The sequence below is a fragment of the Actinomadura geliboluensis genome, assembly GCF_043197915.1.
GTDB classification, from domain to species: domain Bacteria; phylum Actinomycetota; class Actinomycetes; order Streptosporangiales; family Streptosporangiaceae; genus Spirillospora; species Spirillospora geliboluensis.
Map to the genome: position 1 here is coordinate 46,289 of NZ_JBICUA010000007.1, position 19,359 is coordinate 65,647.

Below are 19,359 nucleotides of genomic sequence, written 5' to 3' on the forward strand. Positions count from 1 at the left end.
GATCCCTCCGCGCATTTCGGTGGACGATGGTGCAGGTGCGTTCGGTGAAGGATGCTGTCGTGGTGCATGTGGGAAAGATCGCGCGGTTCGATGAGGTTCGCGGCTACGGATTCATCACACCCGACGAGGGCGGTCCCGATGTCTTCGTCCATGTGAATGATCTGAACGACGACAAAACGCTGATCGCCACCGGGACCTCGGTCGAATACGAGCTCATCGACGGCGAGCGGGGGCTGAAGGCGTTCGACGTCAGCGTCATCGGCGACCGCGCGCCCGCGGCCGGCGGCGGCGGGCGGATCGTCCCGTCCGACGACGAGGTCCTCTGCGACGTCCTCACCACGACGGAACTGCGCATCGAGCTGACCGAGCTGATCCTCGACAGCGTGCCCGAGCTGACCGGCGCCCACCTGGTCCGGCTGCGCGAGAGCCTGCTGACCTTCGCCCGCAAGCACGGCTGGAGCGAGGACTGACCCTCCCCTCGCCGGTCAGCGGGACGCGATCGTGACGGCGGTCAGCAGCACGCACAGCACCGCGATCCCGGCGACCACGGCGGCCACGCCGACCTGCGGCGCCGCCAGCGGGAGCAGCAGCACGGCCGCGGCGCACCCCGCCACCGCGCCCGGGTGGGCCAGCGGCGGCGACGCGATCAGCGCGTGCACCAGCCACAGCAGGGCGAGGAACACCCCCACCGGGACGGCGACCGCGTAGCAGATCGCCATCGGCGACGCCGCCACGTGGTGCCCGGTCTGCTCGACCGCGACCTCCAGCCCGGCGCCGAGCGCCGCGAGCGCGGCGAAGATCCCGTAGTGGCCGTAGCCCCACAGGAAGGAGCGGTGCCGCCGGTCGCGCAGCCCCGCGCCCGCCGGGGCGAGGAAGTACAGCCACCACAGGGCGAACAGCACCACCAGGCCGGACACCGCGATCACCAGGAACGGGCTGCTGACCTCCGACTCCGCCAGCGCCCCCGCGACGCCCCGGGTCGCGGCGAGGACGCTCTCCCCCAGCAGGATGATCGTGAAGAGCCCGTAGCGCTCGGCGATGTGGTGCGGATGCCAGGTGGTGGGCGCGGCCCGCTCCGCCCACGCCGGCACGGCCAGCTCCAGCGCGGCCAGCACCAGGAAGACCGGGACGTGCGCGGACGGCGGCAGCGCGCCGGTCTCCGCGGCCGCCTGGCGCACGATCCAGCCCACCTGCAGCGCGATCATGCCGCCCGCGTACCGGAACGCGGTGCGGCGGCCGTCCGGGTCCTCGATCCCGGCCCGCACCCATTGCGTGACGAGCCCGATCCGCATGATGAAGTAGCCGAGCGTGACGCCGCGCCAGTCGTCGTGGTCCGCCGCCGCCGGCACCCCGGCGGCGAGCACCAGCACGCCCGCCATCTGCACCATGGTCAGCAGCCGGTAGGCCACGTCGTCGGTGTCGTAGGACGAGGCGAACCAGGTGAAGTTCATCCACGCCCACCAGATCGCGAAGAAGACCAGGAGGAACGGGACCACCCCGGCGGCGGCGCGCCCCGCCGCGATCTCGTGCGCCAGCTGCGCGGTGACCGCCGCGACCGCGACCACGAACGTCAGGTCGAACAGCAGCTCCAGCGGGCTCGCGGCCCGGTGCGGCTCGTCGATCGGGCGCGCCCGCATCCGCACCCGGATCCGGATCCCGGACTCCGGGTGCGGCGCGGCCGCGTCACGGTGCGGCGGAGTCACGGCGCGTTCTCATCGCGGAAGCCGATCTCCCGGTGGGTGCCGTCGCACAGCGGCTTGTTCTCCGAGTGGCCGCAGCGGCACAGCGTCACCCGGTTGCGGGTCTCCAGCGGCAGGCCGTCCGACCGCATGACCGGCACCCGGCCGGTGACCCACAGCGCGCTCGCCAGGCCGTCCTCCTCGGCGAGGACGGAGACCGCCTGCGGCAGGTCGGCCTCGATCGTCTCGCCGCCGCGCCGCAGGGCGTAGCTGTAGGAGCCGGACGGGCAGTGGTCGATCCGCCCCATGATCTCGGCGCGGACGTCGCTGTCGTCGGTGTCGGCGAGCATCTCGGCGATCGGCCTGGTGCGGCCGATGCAGAACGCCGCGTGGATGCACAGCTCCCCGACCCGCTGCGCCGAGATGCCCACCCCGTCGTGGACGTGCTGCAGCTCCGCGTAGGGGCGGAGGCCGGCGCTCTCGGTCCCGTCGAACCCGGCGAGGGCGTGCGTCCCGTCGCAGAACGGCTTGGACCCCGACCGGCCGCAGCGGCACAGCGCGTACACGTCCTCGGTGGGCAGGTCCTCGCCCGTCTGCCAGGTCAGCGCGGCGCCCTCCGACGAGACGATCTTGCGCTTGCGGCGGAGCGGGATCCCGCCGTACACGACGTACGGGCCGTCGCGGAGCACGACGACGCGCCGCTCCTCCCCTTTGCTCCAGCCACGCGCCTCCTTCGGCACGTACTCGAAGGTGGGGCCGGCGGTGGTGCCGCCCTCGTCCGGCATGCTCATCAGGGCCTCGGCCTGCGCCTTCAGCGCGTACATGGTGCCGACCGCGACCGGCAGCATCCCCGGACTGCCGTCGAAGGCCAGTTCGAGCAGGTGCAGGATGCCGCAGTAGGTGCGGTTGAACTCCTCCTGGGCGGCGCGGATCTCGCTGCCCGGCGGATGGTCGGCCAGGCGCGGATTGCGCCGCATCGGCCGGACGCCGCCGAAGTCCACGGCGACCGGTTCGCCGGTCGGCCCCGACTCGGGGGTGTCGCCGCGCCGGTAGCGCCGGCCCGCCTTCAGCTCCTGGAACCGGTAGTAGTGCGCGACCTCGTCCCGCTCGGGGTGGAAGACGTCCCGGTCGCCGTCCCAGACCTCGCCGCGCGCGGTGCCCTCGCCCTGCTCGACGATCTCCTCCAGCGCGGCCAGCGCCGAGGTCAGGCCGGTGACCGCGAACAGCCGCCCGGCGCTGTTGCGGAAGTGGGCGGACGTCACCTGGCGGGCCGGGTCGCCGGAGAACACCGCGTCCTCGCCGAGTCGGTCGCACAGCCCGCGCAGCCCCTCCTCGACCGCGTCGTAGAACTGCCCGATCGTCTCGTAGGCGTCGTCCTCCGGCGGCGCACCGGGCGGTGCGGGCCTCTCGATCCGCAGGAACGCCTCGATCGCCTCCGGGCCGAACGGCACCAGGGACAGCTGCAGGGAGCGGTCGCCGTGCGGCAGGGGCCGGGGGTGCGGCGGGAGCATCTCCGGGACGTCCAGCCGAGGCCGGCCACCGACCGCGTTGAGCAGGTTCGCCGCGAGCGCCAAGTGGAGCATCTCCTCGGCGAACACGCTCGCCACCACCTGGACGGCCTCGGGGTTGCGCTCCGGGTCGAGCGAGTACAGCGCGCACAGGTACGGCGGCAGCGTCGCGTGCTCCAGCTCGATCGCCCACTGCAGGTGCTCGCGGAGGCTCTCCAGGGTCGCGATCCGCGCCGGGCGGGCGGTCGTCTGGCTCATGAGTCGCCTTCCAACTTCTCCACTGCGCCGAGGAGGTTGCGCAGGCCGACCTCGTCGCGCTCGGCGTCGGCCGGGTCGAACAGCCACTCGCCGACGGGGGCGGCCGCCGCCTCCTCCGGGCGGCTCGACTCGACCAGGGTCAGCTCCTCCTCGATCTCGATCTCCAGTTCGATCTCGAAACTCTTGTCCTCATTCGCTGAGGTCACGTGTCCTCCTTGGGGGGCCGCGCCGCACGGGGCCGGGCGACGGCGTGAACGAGCTGCATGGAGAGCCGCCCGGAGGCGAGCAGGCGGGAGAAGCGCTCGCCCTGGTGGGCGGCCAGCGCGTACGCCCGGTCCTCGCGGTGCCGGGCGGCGACGAGCGCGGCGACCTCCGCGGCGCTGCGCGACCAGGCCAGCGGCGCGTACCCGGGCCGCTCGATCTGCTCGACGAGGTCGAACCCGGCGCCGTCGAGCAGTCCGGCGAGCTCCGGCTGAGTGGGGAAGTGGTTGCCGTCCGGGACCGCGCCGAGCACCGGGCCGCGGGCGACCGTCACCAGCAGCCCCAGCGACGCGCCGGGGGCCAGCACCCGGTGGATCTCGCCGAGCAGCGCGGCCTTGTCCTGGACGGTGCACAGGACGCCCAGGCACCAGGCGGCGTCGGCGGACCCGGTCCGCAGCGGGATCCGCGCCGCGTCGGCGGTCACGACCGGCAGCCCGAACAGCCGGGCCGCCGCCCGGCACGCGGCCGGCATCCGCTCCAGCAGCACCGGCCGGACACCGAACCGCTCGGCCGCCCAGGCCGCCGGGCCGCCCGCGCCGGCGCCGACGTCCAGCAGCGTCGTCCCGGGCGCCAGCTCGCACGCCTCGGCGAGCCAGGCCAGCGCCGCCGGGTTCGCGCTGCCGCGGCAGGCGGCCGGGATCGCGTACCGGTCCCCGAGCAGCTCGACCGCCTCGGCCGTCCATTCCGCCACGTCATCGAACTCGGCGACCATCGCCGCTGCGGTCATGGCACTCCCCCGATCGTCCGGCGGGGCCTACTTCGCCACCGCGTCGCGGCCGGGCCAGTCGGCGTAGCGGATCGAGCCGAGGACGGCGTCGCCGAGCGGGACCAGGCTCCGCTCCTCGACCTCGGCCCCGAAGTAGTGCGCGTGCGGGTCGGCGACGACCTCGCGCGGGTCGTTCCAGTAGGCGAGGGCGTCGCGGATGAACTCGTCCATCCGGAACCGCTCCGGCCCGGCGGTCTCGATCCGGCCGTTCAGCGGGGCGCCCATCGCGACCTCGGCGACGCGCGCGGCGACGTCGTCGCCGGCCATGGGCTGGTACTGCACGGGCGCGATCCGCACGGTGCCGCCGTCGGTGGCGTCGTCGGCGATGCCCCGGGTGAACTCGAAGAACTGCGTGGCGTGCACGATCGAGTACGGGATCGGCGACTTGCGGATCAGGTCCTCCTGGGCCTGCTTCGCGCGGAAGTAGCCGCGGGACGGCTCCCGCTCGGTGCCCACGATCGACAGCCCGACGTGGTGGCCGACGCCCGCGCCCTGCTCGGCGGCCAGCAGGTTGCCGGTCGAGGTCTCGAAGAACTCCAGCACGGCCTTGTCCTCGAACGACGGCGAGTTCGCCACGTCGACCACCACCGACGCCCCGGCCAGCACGTCCGCCAGGCCCTCGCCGGTCAGCGTGTTCACCCCGGTGTTCGGCGCCGCCGCCACCGCCTCGTGCCCCCGCGCGCTCAGCCTCTCCACGACCTTCGACCCGATCAGGCCGGTGCCTCCGATGACCACGATCTTCATGTTGATCCCCTCCAGTTCGCCGGGCGGCGACGGTCGCCGCCCGGCCGCCATCTAGGACAAGGCGGACCCCTCACCCGTGACAGTTCCCGCGAACTTTTTTCCGATGCGGGAGGTCCCGTCCCGTATGACCCGCTGGTCATGCGACCGGCGGGCCGACACCGACAACTGTCATCGCCGCCTCCGGCAGGGGCACCAGGGTGGGACACTGGCCGCCTCACGGGGGTCCCGGGCGCGCGGGGGCCCGGGGCCGGTCATTCCCCGTCGTAGACGAGCCGGCCGTCCTCCCGCAGGCGCGCGCCCGACGTCGGCGGATGCTCGGTGAGGCGGCCGTCGTGGGCCAGGTGCAGGACGGGGCGGCCGCGCGCCAGGACGGCGAAGTCGGCGATGAGCCGGCGGTGGCAGCGCCACCACACCGACTCGCTGCACATGACGGCCGTGCGCGCCTGCCCGGCCTCGCGCAGCAGCTCGTCCATCGCGTCCAGGAACTCGGGGCTGCGGGTGTGCCCGGCGTACCCGCGGAAGGAGTCGTTGCGCCAGAACGTGTCGGGGCTGTCGGGCGCGGCGCGGCGGAAGCCGCCGAGGCGCTTGTCCCAGCGGTAGCCGACGCCCTCGGCGGGCAGCCACTCCGCGAGGGCGTCGCGCTGCACGTCGGGGTTGCGGCGGCTGCCGGGCGCGGTGCGGACGTCCACGACGGACCGCACCCCGGCTCCGCGCAGCAGGGGCGCCAGCTCCGCGCGCCCCGCGGTGCCGTGCCCGAACGTCAGCAGCGGTTCCACGCCATCAGGCTGCCCGATGCGGCCGGCGGGACACCCCCGCCGGCCGCATCGGGGCGTCCGGGCCGCTCTCGATCGCCGCCGGCCCCCTGGTGAGGGCCGGCGGCGGGAACGCGTTCGTCAGCTCGCGTTCACGGCCACGTCGTCGATGACGAAGCTCGTGTACAGGGCGGCGTCCTCCGTGCCGGAGAACGAGAGCGTGACGGTCCGGCCCGCGTAGGCGGACACGTCGATGCTCTTCTGGACGTAGCCCGAGTTGGCGTCGAGGTTGGAGTAGGCGGCGACGGTGGTGCCGCCGACCTTCACCGTGAGGTTGTCATAGGCCGTGACGCCGGTGGTCTCCGCGGTGTCGATGTGCACGTAGTACGTCAGCGTCGCCTTGCACCCGGCCGGGATCGTCACCGACTGCGTCGCCGAGTCGGTGTGGGTGCGGCCGTAGCCGTCGAGCCAGGCGTAGTGCGTGCCGGAGTGGGCGGTCTCACCGTCGCTGTTGGACGACACGACGCCCGAGGTGGTGGTCCAGGGCGACGTCCCGCTCTCGAACCCGCCGTTGGACACCTTGTCGCCCGGCGCGGAGCAGCCTCCGCCGGGCGGGTTGACCGTCCAGGTGAAGGACGCGGTGCCGGTGAGGCCCGAGGTGTTCTTCGCGGTGACCGTGACGGTGCTGGAGCCCGCCGTGGTCGGAGTCCCGGAGATCACGCCGCTGGAGGCGTTGATCGACAGCCCGGCCGGCAGCCCGGTCGCGCTGTAGCTCAGCGTCTCGCCGTTCGGGTCGCTGGCCTGCACGGCGAGGTTGACCGCCGTGCCGACCGTGCCGGTCTGGTTCCCGGGGTTGGTGACCTTCGGGTTGCCGCCCTGGCCGGGGCACTCGCCGGGAACCGGGTCGGAGCCGGTGACGCTGACCGCCGCCCAGGCGGCCATCACGGTGTTGTACTCGGTGCAGTGCGTGCCGTACAGGTCGGCCGCGGCCTTCAGCGAGTCGACGCGGGCGTCGGCGTAGTTCTCGTTGCTGTTGGCGTAGGACGCGAGGGCCTTGAACCAGATCTTGGCGGCCTTGTCGTTGCCGATCCCGGTGACGGTGGAGTTGTTGCACGTCGGGCTGTTGCCGTAGCCGTGGTCGCCGCTGCCCACGGCGGTAAGGAAGAACCAGTGGTTCAGCGGGCCCATGGAGTAGTGCGGGTCGAGCCCGCCGTTGCCGCTGTCCCAGCAGTTCGGCGACTGGCCGTCCAGCGCCGGGTTGTACATGTAGCGCAGCGGGTCGCCGTTGCCGAAGATGTCGATCAGCTCGCCCATGGTGTAGTCGGGCTTGTCCACGGGGTTGTTGGCGTAGAACTCCACCATCGTCCCGAAGATGTCGCTGGTGCCCTCGTTCATCCCGCCGGTCTCGCCGTTCTCGCCCCAGCCGACGATGGCGCCGCTCACGCCGTGGCTCATCTCGTGCCCGGCGACGTCGATCTCGACCAGCGGCCTGGCGTTGCCCTCACCGTCGCCGTAGGTCATCTGGGAGCCGTCCCAGAACGCGTTGACGTAGGCGTTGCCGTAGTGGGTGCGGGACGGGACGCCGCTGCCGTCGCCGAAGATGCCGTTCCGGTCGTGGACGTTCTTGAAGTAGTCGTAGGTCATGGCGGCGCCGTAGTGCGCGTCCACTCCGGCCGACGAGGGGTCGCTGTTGCTGCCGTTGCCGAACTCGCCGGTGGAGTTGCTGAAGACGGTGCCGGTCCCGGACGTGGCGTGGTTCAGGTTGGTGGTGTATCCGTTGCCGTGGGAGGGGTCCCGCATCGTCCAGGTGCTGCCGGACTGTGTCAGGTCGAGGTTGACGGTGCCGACGTAGATGCCGTGGCCCGTGCCCTGGGTCAGGGCTGTGGCGGGGGCGGCGGCCGGGGTGGAGGCGGCCGGGGCGGTCCGCACGCCGGACGGCACGAACGTGGAGACCTCGTCGTCGCTCTGGACGACGCCGCCCTTCTGGGCGTCCACCAGCACGTGCAGCTTGCTGGGCGTGCGGTCGGCGCGGACGCCGGTCACGACGGTCTGCCAGACCAGCGCCGCGGACCGGCCCTCCATCTTGATCGCCAGCTTCGGCTTCGAGACCGCCGAGACCGTGCCCTTGAGCTGCGTGCGGGCGATCCCGGCGGCGGCCGAGGCGCGCACCTTGGGCGTCGTCAGGATCGCGCCGGCGGTGTCGGACGCCGTCTCCAGCGCGCCGTAGGAGCCGTCCGGCCTGAGGTGCACGACGAGGTCCCCGCCGTAGACGGGGAGCCCGCGGTAGGTGCGGTCGAACCGGACGTCGGCCGACCCGTCGCGGTCGACGACGACCGACCGGGCGGTGAACTCGTGCCCGCCGGCGCGGTGCGCGCGGCCGGGGTGCGCCGCGATGGCCTTCCGCGCCCTGGCGATGGCGCGCTTGCGGACGGACGGGGACGGGTTGAGCGTGAAGGGCGCGTCCGCGAACGCGGACGGCCCGGCGGGCTGGTGCGGACGGGGCGGGGCCTGCGGGGTGGCCGCGGCCGGCGAGGCCACGGCGACGCCGGTCAGGGCGACCAGCGCCGCCGCCGACGCGGCGATCGCGATTGTCCGTTGGGACATGGGATGGACGTCCTTTCACCACTGAAGGGAGCCCGTGGTGACGGGGGGTTGACAAGCGCGAGTGTGAGCAGCTTCGTCCGCATTAGTAAGCCTGGCGAAGAATGCATAGGGATATCCCTATGTGCGGGAGCCGGCGGGCCCGCGGCCGGGGATCAGCGGCCGGGGATCAGCGGCCGGAGACGGTGAGCCGCGCGACGTCGACCCGGGAGCGGACGCCGAGCTTGCGGAACGTCCGGGTGAGCGCGGCCTCGACCGTCTTGATGCTGAGGAACAGCCGGGCGGCGATCTCCCGGTTCGTGGCCCCCTCCGCCACCAGGACCGCCACCCTGCGCTCGACGTCGGTGAGCACGCCGAGCGGGTCGTCCCCCGACGCCCGCCGGACCGGCCCGGCGGCGGCGAGCCGCTGCAACTCGGCCTGGGTGCGGGCCAGCCAGGGCCGCGCCTCGGCCTTGGCGAAAACGCCGCGCGCCCGCAGCAGCGCCGCGCGGCCGCGCTCCGGGTCGTCCCGCCGGGTCCGCAGCACGCCCAGCTCCAGCCACGCGCGGCCCTCCTCCAGCCGGTAGGGCAGGGCCTGGAGCAGCTCCGCCGCGTGCTCCAGCCCCTCCTCGGCCGCGCCGAGATCGCCCTGGGCCGCGCGGACGAGCGCCGCGGAACGCTCCAGCACGGCGAGCACGCCGCGCCGTCCCAGCCGGGCGGCCCGCGCCCGCGTCCCGGCGACCAGCTCGGCCGCCTCCCCGGCGCGGCCGGCGGCCACGAGGGCGTCGGCGAGGTCGGCGTGCCAGCGGCGCATCGCGGGGTCGCCGAGCCCCTGCCCGGTCTCCAGCGCGCGGACCTGGTCCAGCACCCGCACCGCCGCGCCCGCGTCGCCGAGCTGCAGCCGGACCAGCCCCTCCGCGTGCAGGGCGCGCGGCAGGAACAGCTGGTCGCCGTCGTCGGCGCTGGGCTGCACCGCCTGCTCCGCCGCCGACAGCGCCCGGCCGAGGTCGCCGCCCGCGGCCTCCGCCAGCGCCAGCGCGTACCAGGACGGCCCCTGGCTCAGCCCGGAGTCCTCGGCGAGGTCCAGGCTCTGCCCGGCTAGGCGGAGCGCCCGGCGGCAGCGCCCCTGGTAGATCTCCACCTGCGTCATGCAGTACAGGCACAGGCACAGGCTCTCCACCACGCCGCGCTGGCGGACGCTGTACATCAGCGCCCGTAACTCCGCGCGAGCCTCGCTGACCCGGTCGTGCATCAGATGGTGGCGGTGCTTGACGTAGACGGGCCCGTTGTGGTGCCACATCACCCGCGGGTCCTGCGGCTCCGCCAGCGCCCTGCGGAGCGTCCGCTCGGCGTCCGGGTGCCCGAGGAACAGCTCGATGCTCGCCTGCTTGGACAGCGCGAACAGCTCCGTCCCGCGGTCCCCCGCCAGGGCGGCCAGCTCGGCCGACCGGCGGGCGTGCACGTGCGCGGCCGTCGCCGAGCCCCGCACCAGCCACGCCCGCCAGCTCAGCCGGTAGTGCAGCGGCGCGAGCAGCAGCGGCTCGCCGCGCGCGTCCTCCATCGCCTTGGGGAAGACCTCCTCCACCTCGGCGAGCGCCTGCCCGGAGGAGTCCAGCACCACGATCCACGCCCGGACCCGCTCGTCCGGCCGGGCCGTCGTCTCCAGGACGCGCCGGGCCAGCCGCCGGGCCAGCGGGTAGTCGCCCGCGGCGACCGCGTCCTCGGCGGCGCCGAGCCGCCGGCCGACCGCGGCGTCCCGCGCCGACTCGGGGGTGCGGTCGGCGGCCAGCTCGCCGAGATGCGCGGCCGTGGACAGCCCGCCGCGGCGGCGCGCCACCGCCGCGGCCTCCGCCAGCGTCGCCGCGATGCGCCGGTTCCGGCCGGACGTGAGCCGGGCCAGGTGCAGGGCGCGCTCCACCGGGTCGTGCACCGCCTGGGACAGCGCCCGGTGCGCCGCCTTCCGCTCGACGGGCTCGGCCTCGGCGTAGATCGCGGCGGACAGCAGCGGATGGGTGAAGCGGATCTGCCCGGCCTCGTCCACCGCCACGATGCCGCGCCGCTCGGCCTCCGCGAGGTCGCCGCGGCCCGTCCGGCGCAGCAGCTCCACCGACGGGCGGCTCGCCGCGCTCGCCACCAGCAGCGCCTCCCGGACGGCCGGGGACAGCGCCGCCAGCCGCTTGCGGATCAGCACCGACAGGCTCTGCGGGATGGGCGGGTCGGCGGCGCTCGGATGCTCCAGCACGCTGCGCGCCAGCTCCACCGCGAAGAACGGGTTGCCGCCGCTCACCTCGTGGATCCGGGCGAGCTGCGCGCGCGGCCAGGACCGGCCGAACCGGCCGCCGAGCAGCACCGCCAGCTCCGCCGCCGACATCGGCGGCACCCGGACCGCCAGCACCGGCGCCGGGCACAGGCCCGCCGCGTCCCGCCACCGGCCGCCCGCCCCCGGCTCGCCGGGCGCGGGCTCCGGCCGGACCGAGGCCGCCATCCGCAGCGGCGGCGCGAGCCGGGCCGCCCGCCGCGCCACGAACGCCAGCAGCTCCCCGGTCGGGCGGTCCAGCCACTGCGCGTCGTCGACCAGCACCAGCCCCGGCCGGTCGGAGCACAGCAGCCGGAAGGCGTGCAGCACCCCGAGCCGCAGGCACAGCAGGTCGCGCTCCCCCGTCGGGACGTCCTGGAGCAGCAGCACCGAGCGCAGGACCCGGCGCTCGGGAGGCGGCAGCCGGTCGATGACCTCGTCCACCACCTGCGCGATCAGGTCGTTCAGGCCGAGGAAGGGCAGCTGGTGCTCGGCCTCGGCCGGGCAGCAGGAGAACACCCGGTGGCCGGCCGCGGCGTGCTCGGCCGCCAGCGTCGCGAACAGGGTGGACTTCCCGATCCCGACCGGGCCCTCCAGCAGGACGCCGCCGCCGGCGGCGAGGTGCGCGCGGACGCCGCCGAGCACGTTCTCCCTGCCGAGCGCCGGAGCGGCGCGGACGCCGGCCCCACCCGTGCTGACCCCATCTGTCATGCGCGCGGCCTCCGGACGCCTGGGCTCGGCGTATGAACCCGCCGCGGACGGTAAACCTCTCCGCAACCGCAGTCAAGATCCCCATATTCGCCCGGTTCCCGGGGTACGGCGATCACGAGGACGGCCGGCCGACGGGGGGACGATGGACGACGCCGGGACGGAACGGCACCGCAAGCTCACGCTGGAGGTCTTCGACCTCGCGCCGGTGGGCGTGGCCGTGACGACCGGTCCCGACCACCGCCTCGTCTACACCAACATCGCCTACCGGGCGAGCTTCGGGGCGCGCCCGATCGGGCGGCCGATCCGCGAGGCGTTCGGCGAGCTCCTCGAACAGGACTACTTCGAACTGTTCGACCGGGTGCTCGCCACCGGGGAGCCCGTCGACGTCGCGGACGCGCCGGTGACCCTGCACTTCGGCTCCGGCCGCGAGCGGCGGTTCTTCTCCTTCAGCCTCTCCCGGTTCGAGGACGGCGAGCCCGGCGTCCTCGCCGTCGCCGCGGACGTCACCGAGCAGGTGACCACGGCCCGGCGCGCGCGGCAGATGGCCGAGACGCGGCGCCGGCTGCTGCACCGGTTCCAGAGCCTGATCCGGGTGAGCGCCGAGATCGTCTGGGTCTCCGGGCCGCACGGCGGGATCATCGAGCCGAGCCCCGGCTGGGAGCGGGTGACGGGGCAGGACTGGGAGGAGTTCCGCGGCGAGGGCTGGCTGCGGGCGCTGCACCCCGACGACCGCCTGCCGACGCTGCGCTCCTGGCACGCGGCGCTGCGCGAGGCGACCCCCTGGCGGCACGTCTACCGGCTGCGGACCGTGGACGGCGAGTACCGGCACTTCGAGGTGCACGCCGCGCCGGTGTACGAGGGCGGCGCCGTCGTGGAGTGGGTGGGCACCTGCGCCGACGTCGAGCAGCGCTGGCAGCGGCAGCGCCGCCAGGAGCTGCTCGGCCGCGCCGCCGTCGCGACCGCCGAGCACGCCGACCTGCACGACATGCTCGGCGCGCTGGCGGACGTCCTCGTCCCGGCGCTCGCCGACGGCTGCGGCGTGCACCTGCTGCCCGAGTTCGCCGAGCGGCCGGCGAGCGCCCCCGTCCTGTCCCGGCGCATCGCCACCGCCGCCCGGGACGGGCTGCCCAGGCGGCTCCCGGCCGGGGAGGAGTGGTTCGCGGCCGACAGCGGGTTCGTCCAGGCGATCCGGCGGCGCCGCCCGGTCCGCCGCAGCTTCCCGCCCGGGGAGCCGCCGGAGGACCTGCTGCCCGCGAGCACCGTGTCGTGGCTCACCGACGCCAAGGCCCACAGCGTGGTGGTGCTGCCGGTGGTCGTGGACGGCGCGGTCGCGGCCGTGGTGACCGCGTCCGCCTGCGGCGACCGCCCCCCGATGGGCGCGGACGACGTCGCGCTGATGGGGCAGATGTTCGACCACGCGCACGACGCGCTGAGCAGCGCCATGCTGTTCCAGCGCACGCAGCGGGTCGCCCTCGCCCTCCAGCACGGCCTCCTCGCGCAGCCGCCCGAGGTCCCCGGCCTGGACATCGTCGCCAGGTACCGGGCGAGCCCCGCCGCCGCCGAGGTGGGCGGCGACTGGTACGACTCGTTCGTGCTCCGCGACGGCGCCACCGCCCTCGTCATCGGCGACGTGGCCGGGCACGACCTCGGCGCCGTCGTCGCGATGAGCCAGCTCCGCAACATGCTGCGGGGGCTCGCGGTCGACCGCGAGGAGCCCCCGGGCGACATCCTGCGCCGGCTGAACATCGCGATGGCCACGCTCGCGCCCGAGGGCACCGCCACCTGCGTGCTGGCCCGGATCGAGGAGTCGCCCGCGGGCGGTCTGCAGCTCAACTACGCGGTCGCCGGCCACCCGCCGCCGCTCCTGGTCACCGCCGGCGGCGACGCCCGGCTGCTGGAGGACGCCGCCAACCCGCTGCTGGGCCTGCTCGTCGACCAGCCCTGCACCAGCGCCGTCGTGCCGCTGCCGCCCCGCTCCACCTTCTTCCTCTACACCGACGGCCTCATCGAGCACCCCGACGAGCACCTCGACCAGGGCCTGGGCCGGCTCCGCCGGCGGGCCGCCGAGCTCTGCGAGGCCCCCCTGCCCGCCTTCTGCGACGGCATCCTCACCGGCCTCCCGACCACCGGCACCGACGACATCGCCGTCATCGCCGCCCGCGTTCCGGACTCTCCGTAAGGCGGCGTCCGGGCCCCGGCTTTGCACGATTCCCACAACTCCAGCCGCTCAGCGTGCGATGTCTGCGACATGGCGCTACGGGCCGGTAGGCGGAAAGGTGGCACCGTCGGGGGCGCCGTCGCGCGGCGTGCGCAGTGGTCTACAGGAGGGCTCGGTCGGGTGTTCAGTCGTGTCGCCATCGTCAACCGCGGAGAGGCCGCCATGCGGCTCATCCACGCCGTCCGGGGCCTCGCCGCCGAGACCGGGGCAAGGATCGAGACGGTCGCCCTGCACACCGACGTCGACCGCGCCGCCACGTTCGTCCGCGAGGCCGACCTCGCCCACGACCTCGGGCCCGCGGCCGCGCGGCCGTACCTGAACCTGGAGGTGCTGGAGCGGGCCCTGGTGGAGACCGGCGCCGACGCCGCGTGGGTCGGCTGGGGCTTCGTCGCGGAGGACCCGGCGTTCGCGGAGCTGTGCGAGCGGATCGGCGTCACCTTCGTCGGCCCGAGCGCCGAGGCGATGCGCCGGCTCGGCGACAAGATCGGCGCGAAGCTGATCGCCGAGGAGGTCGGCGTGCCGGTCGCGCCGTGGAGCCGCGGCGCCGTCGCGACGCTGGACGCGGCGCGCGAGGCCGCGGCCGGGATCGGCTACCCGCTGATGCTGAAGGCGACCGCGGGCGGCGGCGGGCGCGGCATCCGCGTCATCAACGACGAGGCGGAACTGGCCGACGCCTACGAGCGCACCAGCCAGGAGGCCGCGCGCGCGTTCGGCAGCGGAGTGGTGTTCCTGGAGCGGCTGGTCACCGGCGCCCGGCACGTCGAGGTCCAGGTGATCGCCGACGGCGAGACCGCGTGGGCGCTCGGCGTCCGCGACTGCTCGGTGCAGCGCCGCAACCAGAAGGTCATCGAGGAGTCGGCGTCGCCGGTGCTGCGCGCCGAGCAGGCCGCGGAGCTGAAGGCGTCCGCCGAGCGGCTCGCCGTCGCGGTCGGCTACCGGGGCGCGGCGACCGTGGAGTTCCTCTACCACCCCGGCGACGAGCTGTTCGCGTTCCTGGAGGTCAACACCCGGCTGCAGGTCGAGCACCCGATCACCGAGGCCGTCACCGGGTTCGACCTGGTGCGGGCGCAGCTGCACGTCGCCGCCGGGGGCCGGCTGGAGGGCGCGCCGCCGGCGGAGCGCGGGCACGCCGTCGAGGCCCGGCTGAACGCCGAGGACCCCGACCGCGACTTCGCCCCCGCGCCCGGCCGCATCGCGCGGCTCGACCTGCCCGCCGGGCCCGGCGTCCGGGTCGACACCGGCGTCCGGGAGGGCGACACCATCCCCGCCGACTTCGACTCGATGATCGCCAAGATCATCGCCTACGGCCGGGACCGCGACGAGGCGCTCGGCCGGCTGCGCCGGGCGATGGCGCAGACCACCGTGATCATCGAGGGCGGCGCGACGAACAAGAGCTTCGTGCTCGACCTGCTCGACCGGCCCGAGGTCGTCGGCGCGAGCGCCGACACCGGCTGGATCGACCGGGTGCGCGCCGAGGGCGACCTCGTCAGCGGCCGGCACTCCGCGGTCGCGCTCGCCGCCGCCGCCATCGAGGCGTACGAGGAGGACGAGCGCGCCGCGCGCAGCCGGCTGCTGTCCACCGCGTCCGGCGGGCGCCCGCAGGTGCGGCACGAGAGCGGCCGGCCGCTCGACCTCAAGCTGCGCGGCGCCGGCTACCGGGTGCGGGTCGCGCGGGTCGGCGCGGACCGGTTCCGCGTCGCCGTCGAGGCCGGCGACGACGTCCGCACCGCCGACGTCGAACTCGACCGCTTCGACCGGCACACCGCGCAGATCACCGTCAACGGCACCCGGTACCGGCTGCTCACCGGCACGCACGGCCCCGTCCACCTCGTCGAGGTGGACGGCGTGACGCACCGGGTCAGCCGGGACGAGGGCGGCGTCGTCCGCTCCCCCGCGCCCGCGCTGGTCGTCGCGACCCCGCTGGAGCCCGGCGCCGAGGTCGAGGCGGGCGCGCCCGTCCTGGTGCTGGAGAGCATGAAGATGGAGACGGTGCTGCGGGCGCCGTTCAAGGCGCGGCTGAAGGAATGCGTCGTCTCGGTCGGCAGCCAGGTGGAGACCGGCGCGCCGCTGCTGCGGCTGGAGCCGCTCGCCGACGCCGCCGAGGCCGGGGAGGCCGCGGCCACCGCGTCCGCCGAGCTGGACCTGCCCGCCGCGCCCGCCGCGGTGCCGGCCCGCGAGCGCGCCGCCCGCGGCCGGGAGGACCTGCGCAGCCTGCTGCTCGGCTTCGACGTCGACCCGCACGACGAGCGCCGCGCCCTCGCCGACTACCTCGCCGCGCGCCAGGCCGCCGCCGCGGACGGCCACCGGCCGCTGGCCGAGGAGATCGCGCTGCTGGACGTGTTCGCCGACCTCGCCGAGCTGACCCGCGACCGGCCCGCCGGCGGGGACGGCGCGGACGGGCACGTGCACAGCGCCCGCGAGTACTTCCACACCTACCTGCAGAGCCTCGACGTGGAGCGGGCCGGGCTGCCGGCGGCGTTCCAGGAGCGGCTCGCCAAGGCGCTCGGCCACTACGGCGTCACCGACCTGGACCGCACCCCCGACCTCGAGGCGGCGGTGTTCCGGATCTTCCTGTCCCGGCAGCGGGCGTCCGCGGACGCCGCGGTCGTCAGCGCGCTGCTACGCGCCTGGCTGCGCGAGCCGCCGCCGGTGGAGGCGCTGCGCGAGCCCGCCGGTCTCGCGCTGCAGCGGCTGATCACCGCCGCGCAGGTGCGGTTCCCGGTGGTCTACGACCTCGCGTGCGGCGTCGTGTTCGCCTGGTACGCCCAGCCGATGCTGCGCCGCGACCGCGCCCGCGTCTACGCCGACGTCCGCCGGCACCTGCGCCACCTGGACGCCCGCCCGGACGCGCCGGACCGCGCCGACCGCATCGCCGAGATGGTGCGCAGCACCGAGCCGCTGGTGCGGCTGCTCGGCCGCCGGCTCCGCCGCGGCGACCGCGACAACACGGTCATGCTGGAGGTGCTGACCCGGCGCTACTACGGCAACAAGGGCCTGACCGGCGTCCGCACCGCCGAGGCCGGGGGCTGCGCGTTCGTCGTCGCCGAGCGGGCGGGCTCGTGCCTGGTCTCCGCGGCGGTGAGCTTCGACGCCCTCGGCGGCGCGCTGGCCGGCCTCGCCGGTCTCGCGGCCGGCGAGGACGCCGTCGACGCCGACATCTACCTCTCCTGGGAGAACCAGCCGGAGGACTTCGACGCGATGGCGGCCGCGCTGGGCGACGTCCTCGCCGCGCATCCGCTGCCGGACCGCGTCCGCCGCATCACCGCCACCGTCGCGGGCAGCAGCGGCGCGGTCATGCACCACCACTTCACCTTCCGCCCGTCCGGTTCCGGGATGGCCGAGGAGCGGCTGATCCGCGGCCTGCACCCGCACATCGCGCAGCGGATGCGGATGGAGCGGCTGAGCGGGTTCGACCTCACCCGGCTCCCGTCCTCCGACGAGGAGGTCTACCTGTTCCAGTGCGTGGCGCGGGAGAACCCCTCCGACGACCGGCTGGTGGCGTTCGCGCAGGTGCGGGACCTGTCCGGGCTGCGCGACCACGACGGCCGGCTGCTGTCGCTGCCGACCGCCGAGTTCATCATCGCCACCTGCCTCGACTCGATCCGGCGCGCGCAGGAGCGGCGCCCGTCCAAGAAGCGGCTGCCCACCAACCGGATCGTGATCTACGTCTGGCCGCCGAGCGACCTCACCCGCGCCGAGCTGGAGATGCTCGTCGACCGGATGCTGCCGACCGCCGCCGGCGCCGGGCTGGAGGAGATCGAGATCATCGGGCGGCGCCGCGACCCGGAGACCGGCGAGCTGCTCAAGCGGACCGTCCGGATCGCGTTCGACGCCGCCGGCGGCACGACCCTGACCGTGGGCGAGCCGTCCGACGACCCGGTCGTGCCGGTCGACGGCTACCGGCAGAAGGTGCTGCGCGCCCGCAGCCGCAACACCGTGTACCCGTACGAGCTGACCGGGATGCTCGGCGACTTCGCCGAGCACGACCTCGACGACGCGCACGCGCTGGTGCCGGTCGACCGGCCGGCGGGCCGCAACACCGCCGCGATCGTCGCGGGCGTCGTCACCACCCCGACCCCCCGCCACCCGGAGGGCGTCACCCGGGTGGTGCTGCTCGGCGACCCGACGAAGGCGCTCGGCGCCCTGTCGGAGCCGGAGTGCCGCCGCGTGATCGCCGCGCTCGACCTGGCCGAGCGGATGCGGGTGCCGGTGGAGTGGTACGCGCTGTCGGCCGGCGCCCGGATCTCCATGGAGTCGGGCACCGAGAACATGGACTGGGTGGCGGCGGCGCTGAAGCGGATCGTCGAGTTCACCCAGGACGGCGGCGAGATCAACGTCGTCGTCGCGGGCATCAACGTCGGCGCGCAGCCGTACTGGAACGCCGAGGCGACGATGCTCATGCACACCAAGGGCGTCCTCGTGATGACGCCGGAGTCGGCGATGGTGCTGACCGGCAAGCAGGCGCTCGACTTCTCCGGCGGCGTCTCGGCCGAGGACAACTTCGGCATCGGCGGCTACGACCGGGTGATGGGGCCGAACGGGCAGGCGCAGTACTGGGCGCCGAACCTGGTCGCCGCGCGGGACGTGCTGATGGCGCACTACGACCACACCTACGTCGTCCCCGGCGAGGACGCGCCGCGCCGCGCCGCCACCACCGACCCCGCCGACCGCGACGTCTCCGACTTCCCGCACATCGTGGAGGGCAGCGACTTCACCACCGTCGGCGAGATCTTCTCCGCCGCGGCCAACCCGGACCGCAAGAAGCCGTTCGACATCCGGACCGTGATGCGGGCGCTGTCCGACCAGGACCACCCGGTCCTGGAGCGGTGGGCGGGCATGGCCGACGCCGACACCGCCGTCGTGCAGGACGTCCACCTCGGCGGCATCCCGGTGTGCCTGCTCGGCATCGAGTCGCACGCGGTGCCGCGGCGCGGGTTCCCGCCGACCGACGGCCCCGACTCCTACACCGCGGGCACGCTGTTCCCGCAGTCGTCGAAGAAGGCCGCGCGGGCGATCAACGCGGCCAGCGGCAACCGGCCGCTGGTGGTGCTGGCGAACCTGTCGGGCTTCGACGGCTCGCCGGAGTCGCTGCGCAAGCTCCAGCTGGAGTACGGCGCGGAGATCGGCCGCGCGATCGTGAACTTCCGCGGCCCGATCGTGTTCTGCGTGATCTCCCGCTACCACGGGGGCGCGTTCGTGGTGTTCTCCAAGGCGCTGAACCCGAACATGACCGTCCTCGCGCTGGAGGGCTCGTTCGCGTCGGTGCTCGGCGGCGCGCCCGCCGCCGCGGCGGTGTTCTCCCGCGACGTGGACGCCCGCACCGCCGCCGACCCGCGCGTCCGGGAGCTGGAGCCGCGCGTCGCCGCCGCGACCGGCGCCGACCGCGCGGCGCTGATCGCGGAGCTGGACGAGCTGCGCGCGTCGGTCCGGGCGGAGAAGCTCGGCGAGGTCGCCGCGGAGTTCGACCGCGTCCACGACATCCGCCGCGCGGTCGAGGTCGGCTCCGTGGACGCGGTCATCCCGGCCGCCGAGCTGCGTCCGCGCATCATCGAGGCCATCGAGTTCCGGCTGGGCTGACGGCGCGCG

The 19,359-nt window shown here is 74.8% G+C and carries 11 protein-coding genes; 3 read left to right on the forward strand and 8 right to left on the reverse strand.

Annotated elements, in window-relative coordinates:
* Positions 1 to 59: 59 nt before the first annotated feature.
* Positions 60 to 470, forward strand: coding sequence for a cold-shock protein (locus ACGFI1_RS22840; protein ID WP_205719178.1), 411 nt, complete (start codon positions 60 to 62; stop codon positions 468 to 470).
* A 15-nt stretch (positions 471 to 485) separates the two neighbouring features.
* On the opposite strand, the gene ACGFI1_RS22845 is transcribed toward ACGFI1_RS22840, so the two are convergent.
* From ACGFI1_RS22845 to ACGFI1_RS22880, 8 genes are all read right to left on the reverse strand, one after another.
* Positions 486 to 1,703 (reverse strand): low temperature requirement protein A, encoded by a 1,218-nt coding sequence (locus ACGFI1_RS22845; protein WP_392787630.1) that lies wholly within the window; start codon positions 1,701 to 1,703, stop codon positions 486 to 488.
* On the reverse strand, positions 1,700 to 3,445 hold the full coding sequence (locus ACGFI1_RS22850; RefSeq protein WP_392787632.1) for a ferritin-like domain-containing protein: 1,746 nt from the start codon (positions 3,443 to 3,445) through the stop codon (positions 1,700 to 1,702). Before ACGFI1_RS22850 ends, ACGFI1_RS22845 begins: the two co-directional genes overlap by 4 nt.
* Positions 3,442 to 3,651 (reverse strand): hypothetical protein, encoded by a 210-nt coding sequence (locus ACGFI1_RS22855; RefSeq protein WP_386876314.1) that lies wholly within the window; start codon positions 3,649 to 3,651, stop codon positions 3,442 to 3,444. The genes ACGFI1_RS22850 and ACGFI1_RS22855 overlap by 4 nt, the downstream gene beginning before the upstream one ends.
* Positions 3,648 to 4,433: a class I SAM-dependent methyltransferase gene (locus ACGFI1_RS22860; protein ID WP_301176194.1), complete on the reverse strand. Its 786-nt coding sequence runs from the start codon at positions 4,431 to 4,433 to the stop codon at positions 3,648 to 3,650. The genes ACGFI1_RS22855 and ACGFI1_RS22860 overlap by 4 nt, the downstream gene beginning before the upstream one ends.
* Before the next feature lie 27 nt (positions 4,434 to 4,460).
* Complete coding sequence (locus ACGFI1_RS22865) at positions 4,461 to 5,216, reverse strand: SDR family oxidoreductase (protein WP_386876316.1); 756 nt, start codon at positions 5,214 to 5,216, stop codon at positions 4,461 to 4,463.
* A 251-nt stretch (positions 5,217 to 5,467) separates the two neighbouring features.
* Entirely contained in the window at positions 5,468 to 5,992 is a 525-nt protein-coding gene (locus ACGFI1_RS22870) for a DUF488 domain-containing protein (RefSeq protein ID WP_301176193.1), read from the reverse strand.
* A 117-nt stretch (positions 5,993 to 6,109) separates the two neighbouring features.
* Positions 6,110 to 8,572: a M4 family metallopeptidase gene (locus ACGFI1_RS22875; protein WP_392787634.1), complete on the reverse strand. Its 2,463-nt coding sequence runs from the start codon at positions 8,570 to 8,572 to the stop codon at positions 6,110 to 6,112.
* Between the two features lie 166 nt (positions 8,573 to 8,738).
* Positions 8,739 to 11,555: a LuxR C-terminal-related transcriptional regulator gene (locus ACGFI1_RS22880; protein WP_392787637.1), complete on the reverse strand. Its 2,817-nt coding sequence runs from the start codon at positions 11,553 to 11,555 to the stop codon at positions 8,739 to 8,741.
* Positions 11,556 to 11,697: 142 nt separating this feature from the next.
* Here ACGFI1_RS22880 and ACGFI1_RS22885 point away from each other — a divergent pair, with 142 nt between their 5' ends.
* Together ACGFI1_RS22885 and ACGFI1_RS22890 are read left to right on the forward strand one after the other, a co-directional pair.
* Complete coding sequence (locus ACGFI1_RS22885) at positions 11,698 to 13,734, forward strand: SpoIIE family protein phosphatase (RefSeq protein ID WP_392787640.1); 2,037 nt, start codon at positions 11,698 to 11,700, stop codon at positions 13,732 to 13,734.
* Between the two features lie 159 nt (positions 13,735 to 13,893).
* Positions 13,894 to 19,350: an ATP-binding protein gene (locus ACGFI1_RS22890; RefSeq protein WP_392787643.1), complete on the forward strand. Its 5,457-nt coding sequence runs from the start codon at positions 13,894 to 13,896 to the stop codon at positions 19,348 to 19,350.
* Positions 19,351 to 19,359 lie beyond the last annotated feature (9 nt).

Coding starts and splice junctions, on each gene's coding strand:
- ACGFI1_RS22850 (WP_392787632.1), bottom strand. CDS start 3,445: ATGAGCCAGACGACCGCCCGCCCGGCGCGGATCGCGACCCTGGAGAGC.
- ACGFI1_RS22860 (WP_301176194.1), bottom strand. CDS start 4,433: ATGACCGCAGCGGCGATGGTCGCCGAGTTCGATGACGTGGCGGAATGG.
- ACGFI1_RS22865 (WP_386876316.1), bottom strand. CDS start 5,216: ATGAAGATCGTGGTCATCGGAGGCACCGGCCTGATCGGGTCGAAGGTC.
- ACGFI1_RS22875 (WP_392787634.1), bottom strand. CDS start 8,572: ATGTCCCAACGGACAATCGCGATCGCCGCGTCGGCGGCGGCGCTGGTC.
- ACGFI1_RS22880 (WP_392787637.1), bottom strand. CDS start 11,555: ATGACAGATGGGGTCAGCACGGGTGGGGCCGGCGTCCGCGCCGCTCCG.
- ACGFI1_RS22885 (WP_392787640.1), top strand. CDS start 11,698: ATGGACGACGCCGGGACGGAACGGCACCGCAAGCTCACGCTGGAGGTC.